This is a genomic window from Marinagarivorans sp., from assembly GCF_982758155.1.
This window is the reverse complement of record NZ_CEXWTU010000277.1, coordinates 1-5,675: the sequence shown is the minus strand read 5'-3', so window position 1 is coordinate 5,675 and position 5,675 is coordinate 1. Positions and strand designations below refer to the sequence as shown.

Here is a 5,675-nt window from a genome sequence, read left to right as displayed (position 1 = left end):
GCAAAGCTCTACATTCTAGATCATGCGGCAACCCAGCTGTTGCACTTCGCCCACGCCCCCATAAAGGTGCAGTGGGTAGATGATTCAACTCAACATCGCCCAACAACAAATCCTTCCAACTCCCCTCTTTTACACGCTCAGACAACACTTGATTAAACAAATATGAGCGCGCGGCAGACAAAATAATGCCCCGTGGTTTTCTGGATGAACGCCCTTTTTTACCTTTTGACCGCTCATCCTGAGCGCGGCTTAGCCACTGCTGAAAAGCAGGCAAATTGTTACCTTCACGACCAAAGCGCTGTAATCCAAAATAATTTGGAACCCCAAATTGCTGTACAGAAGCCAATCGCTGCTCAAGTATTTCACTCGCACTTTGATCAATAGAGGTTTCCAGCGGTAAAGTAATCACAAATGAATTACCCGCGTGCTGACCTCGGCGCAACTTACTTTGCCCACGAGAAACAGCCAACAAGCGGCTGCCCTCCAAAGGTAAAAACGCGGCATCGAGCAGAGCTTGTAGCTCTCGCTTAGGGTCATAAATAGAAAACCACTGCCGCGTAATGGCATTGCGATCCTTTAAGCCGCAAAAACCAACATCAACACTCTTTACCCCCGTGCCAATAGCCAATTGCTCTGCAACCCACGGCGTATTATCACCATTACTTTCGACATGTAAAAAAAGGTGTTCGCCGTCACCTTCAGGCGAAAAACCTAATTGCTCATGAACCACAAAATGCTGATTTTCACTTTTGAGTAAAGCCTCGACACTCGGCTCGCCGTAGGCATATGGCAAATCCAAGGAAAATGCCATCGCCGGTTGATCAACAATCATTACCACACTCCCTAACACCGAACTTCCCAACCGACCATAAATTCAGCCCCCTCTTAGTCGATTTTTTCACAGCCCCACCTCGACCCACGAATGAGTCTCAATGCTGGTAAACGCTGCATCAATAACAGCCATATTGGCAATAGAATCATCTAAAGACACCGGAACCTGAATATTTTTACGCACACTAGAAACAAAGGCTTCGACCATTAGCTGGTAATGATTAATATCACCCGCAAATGTGATCTCTTGATCGGAATCATCGGTCTCCAAGCGGATAATACGTTCATCATTTTCATCACTATAAAATGGGTGCGTCAATACAATACGCCCCTGAGACCCCTCAATAGTGACATTTTGACTGCGCTGAGACTTAGTACTAACAACAACAGTGGCGCTCGCGCCGCCGTCAAAAGACATGATCATGTGCGCCATATCATCAACACCAAATTCTGGATGCATCTCGGCTTTAGCGACCACACTCAGGGGCTCACACCCCATAACTAAGCGTGTTGCCGAAATACCATAACAGCCGATATCCATTAACGCACCGCCACCAGCCGCAGGGTTATTACGTATATTCGCGGGATCATGATTGTTATAGCAAAACTGGCTCGAAACACTACGAACCCGCCCAATAGCGCCATCGGCAATCCAGTCTACAACCTGCTGCCACTGTGGATGAAAGCGATACATAAAGGCTTCCATAACTTTAAGCGAAGGGTATTTTTCTGATGCGGCACGCAGCCTTTTGGCGTCTTCGGTATTCAGGGCCAGCGGCTTTTCACACAAGACGTGCTTACCCGCCTCTAGCGCCTTAATGGATAGATCAACATGCAAATCATTGGGTAGTGGATTGTATATAACATCAACATCCTCACTATCCAGTAACGCCTGATAACCCTCAATAGCATTGCCGTAACCCACATCCTGCACGAAGGCTTGCGCTGTTTTAAGCCCCCTAGACGCCACACCCCAAAACATTGCACCGTCCGCTTGTTTAATAGCAGGAATTAATTGCGTGCGGGCAATTTTTGCCGCTCCCAGTACACCAATGCGCAAAGGCTGACCCATAACGTTCTCACCATTAAATAAGTAATAAAAAATGTAAATTGATGACAAATCGATATTGATTTATCGACTCAGTTTTTTACCGGTCGAGGTTTTAGCACAATCTACAGGCTATAGTCAAAGGAGTGTATACCCAAAAAAACGTCTTAACTCTTCCGTCAATATTTATAGGAATGGATGATCATCATGCAGAACTGGTTCAAAAACTTGACACTGACGAAAAAGCTTATTTACTCCTTACTACTCACAGGTTTAATACCCATGCTTGTGGTATCGGTTACGAGCTATCAAATCGCGAATAAGCTGTTAGAAAAACAAGCCTTTGAGCAACTTCAATCAATACGGGATATAAAAGCTTCGGCGATTCAACGTTATTTTACTCAAGTAGAAAACCAGATTATTACCCTTGCCGAGTCTACACAAACCGCCGAGGTCGCCAGCGCACTAGGGCGAATATTCCCGCGCCTAGTAAAATCCGCCGACAACGACGAGCAAACTACCGCACAACTCAAAGAAGACCTAAAACAATATTACACACAACAATTTGGTGAAGAATTTAAAAAACAAAATGAAGGTGAATCCGCCAATACCAACCTCATGCTTGACAAGCTTTCGCCCGAAGCCATTATTCTTCAACACAAATATATCGTTGAAAACATTCACCCTTTAGGTGAAAAGCACAAACTTGATGCCGCTGAAGGCCGCAGCGCTTACCACGCCGCCCACGCCGCTTATCACCCTAACTTTAGAAACATTTTAGAGAAGTTTGGTTTTTACGATATATTCATTACCGATACCCAAGGCAATATTGTGTACTCCGTTTTTAAGGAACTGGACTACGGCACATCATTACTCACAGGCCCTTATGCCGATACAAATTTTGCCCGTGTATTTTCACATGCAAACACACTTGATCACGGCGAGACATCAATCAAGGATTTCGAGCCCTATCGCCCCTCTTATGATGCACCAGCAGGTTTTATCGCATCACCTATATTTAGATATGGCACCCGCGTAGGGGTACTAATTATTCAAATCCCAATAACACCCATTAACGAAATTATGGACGAACGTTCCGGCATGGGAGAAACCGGCGAAAGTTACTTAATTGGGCCCGATAAGCTCATGCGCTCGGACTCTTACCTAGACCCCACAAGCCACAGCGTTATTAACTCTTTCAGGAACCCCGAAGTCGGAGCGGTGAAGACAATCGCGGCTGAAAATGCACTGGCAGGGGAAACCGATTTTGGCATTATTACCGATTACAACGGCAACCCTGTTTTAAGTGCATACGCACCGTTGGAGCACGGCACTTTACAGTGGGCCATTTTGGCTGAGATTGATGAAGCAGAAGCTTTTGCCGGTATACACAGCCTAGGTAAAGGCCTAGCGCTCATAACCATTACAAGCTGCGCTGCTATCATGCTCTTTGCCTTTATGATTAGTAAGCTTATTGCCAACCCAATTTTACAAATGGCAAGAAGCATACGAAACGTTCAAAAAACGGGCGATTTCTCTCAAAAAATATCACTCAATCAACGCGATGAAATCGGTCAAACCGCGCAAGCCTTTAACGCACTAACCGATAGCACCTACACAGCAATTAGTGCCGTCAATAATTCGCTAAAATGCCTCGCAAGTGGCCAAAAAAACACCCCGATCAACAATCATTACTCAGGCAACCTTAATGACCTAGTCAACGGAACAAATCAAGCCTATAAAACCATCGAGCAAGCCAGACAAGCCCAAGCCGCAAGTGCCCAAGAAGCGACTGAAAATGCCCAAGAGGCACAAAGACTTGCTGAACACGCCAATGAAGAAGCAGAGAAAAGCCTGGTTATTAAACAGGCTCTCGACGTTTCAGCGACAGCGGTGATGATCGCAGATAACGATTTCAATGTTATTTACATGAATGATTCGATTCACAAATTAATGCAAGACGCAGAACCCAAATTAAAACAAGAGCTACCTCAATTTAACGCTCGCTCACTAATGGGCGTAAATATTGACATCTTCCACAAAACACCCTCACATCAGCGTAAATTACTCTCCACTCTCACTAGTACTTATGCAACACAACTCAAAATAAGCGAACTTACATTCGCCCTAAAAGCCAGCCCTATCCGCAATGCAAAAGGTGTGTTTTTGGGCACTGTTGTGGAGTGGGATAATATTTCCGAGCAATTGGCCCAACAACAACAAGAGCAAGCTTTAGCACAAGAAAACGCGCGTATTAGAGAGGCCCTAGATAGCTCTTCGACCAGCACAATGATTGCCGATAACGACTTTAATATCATCTACGCGAACCAGTCGCTTTTTACACTGATGAGCACCGCGCAATCCGATTTAGCACAAACCATTCCCAATTTCGATGCCTCAAAAATAATTGGCATGTCGATGCACAAATTTCACAAAAGGCCTCAGCAGCAGCAAAGTACACTCGCCAGCCTAAACAAAACACTCAACACCGAATTTAGTGTAAACAAACGCACCTTTGCCATTGCCGCAAACCCCATAACCAACAACAAAGGCGAAAGATTAGGTACCGTCGTAGAGTGGGTAGATCGCACTAGCGAAGTAGAGGTCGAAAAAGAAATAGATCAAATTATAACCTCAGCTGCGCACGGTGATTTTAGTCAGAGCATTAACCTCAACGGAAAAGACGGTTTTTTTAAAACGGTGAGTGAAGGCCTAAACCGATTAACAAGCACAACCAATGTTGCACTAGAAGAGATATTGAGCCTATTTGATGCAATGAGCAAAGGTGACTTAACCTATCGCATAACGCGTGACTACAGTGGTGAGTTTGCTCAACTTAAATCAGACGCCAATGCATCACTCGAAAAACTTACCGATGTTATATGCCAAGTTAATAATGCGTCTAATCATATTGCACGGGGTGCCAACGAGATCTCTGCTGGCACTCTGGATTTAAGCTCGCGTACAGAAGAGCAAGCGTCTTCCCTCGAAGAAACCGCATCGAGTATGGAACAAATGACGCAGGCCGTAGCCAGTAGTGAAGATCAAGCCATTCTGGCCAACAAGCGTGCGCTATCGGCTTGCAGCATTGCCGAGCAAGGCGATCAATCGGTTAAAAACAGCGCCTTGGCTATGACGGAAATTGCTAAAGCTAGCGAAAAGATTTCCAACATTATTACCGTGATTGATGAAATCGCCTTCCAAACCAACTTACTAGCACTTAATGCCGCAGTAGAGGCCGCTCGCGCAGGCGAACAAGGAAGAGGCTTTGCTGTGGTTGCCAATGAAGTTCGCAACTTGGCGCAACGCTCTGCCAGTGCAGCCAAAGAGATCAAGGGCCTAATTCTGGATTCCGGCAACAAAGTGGAAAGCGGCACTAAGCTTGTAGGCGAATCAGGAAAAACACTGCAGTCAATCGTGCAAGAAGTTCAGCATGTAACTACGATGATGGAGAATATTGTTACAGGCTCTACTGAGCAGAAAAATGGTATTACACAGGTGAATACTGCCGTTTCACAAATGGATCAAATGACCCAACAAAACGCTGCGCTTGTCGAACAAGCCTCGGCGGCCAGTGAGAGCATGGCGGAACAAGCAAGAGCAATGAATGACATGCTGAATTTTTTCAAAATTAACCCATAAGGGCCGAGGAAAAAATACTTCATCCAATAATACTTGCCCCCGCTTCCTCAACCGCGTTGCTCAAAGCATTACATGCCTCGGTAACTGCTCCACGACATTATGCTCCTGCAATGTCTAATAAGGGGCTCCTGCCCCGATGCGTTACCCTAATGAC

General features: G+C 45.5%; 3 protein-coding genes. 1 reads left to right on the top strand and 2 read right to left on the bottom strand.

All coding sequences use genetic code 11. From position 1 onward, the window contains the following. Together truD and AC3A8L_RS19280 are read right to left on the bottom strand one after the other, a co-directional pair. Window positions 1–832, bottom strand: an 832-nt coding sequence (gene truD, locus AC3A8L_RS19285) for a tRNA pseudouridine(13) synthase TruD (RefSeq protein ID WP_487963903.1), incomplete at its 3' end; no start/stop codon positions are given. A 66-nt stretch (window positions 833–898) separates the two neighbouring features. Then, window positions 899–1,903 (bottom strand): Gfo/Idh/MocA family protein, encoded by a 1,005-nt coding sequence (locus AC3A8L_RS19280; protein ID WP_487963902.1) that lies wholly within the window; start codon window positions 1,901–1,903, stop codon window positions 899–901. A gap of 183 nt (window positions 1,904–2,086) precedes the next feature. Between AC3A8L_RS19280 and AC3A8L_RS19275 the strand changes: the two genes are divergently transcribed. Then, the gene (locus tag AC3A8L_RS19275; protein WP_487963901.1) at window positions 2,087–5,521 is read left to right on the top strand and encodes a methyl-accepting chemotaxis protein; all 3,435 of its coding nucleotides are present in this window, start codon (window positions 2,087–2,089) and stop codon (window positions 5,519–5,521) included. Window positions 5,522–5,675: the final 154 nt, after the last annotated feature.

Coding starts and splice junctions, on each gene's coding strand:
- AC3A8L_RS19280 (WP_487963902.1), bottom strand. CDS start 1,903: ATGGGTCAGCCTTTGCGCATTGGTGTACTGGGAGCGGCAAAAATTGCC.
- AC3A8L_RS19275 (WP_487963901.1), top strand. CDS start 2,087: ATGCAGAACTGGTTCAAAAACTTGACACTGACGAAAAAGCTTATTTAC.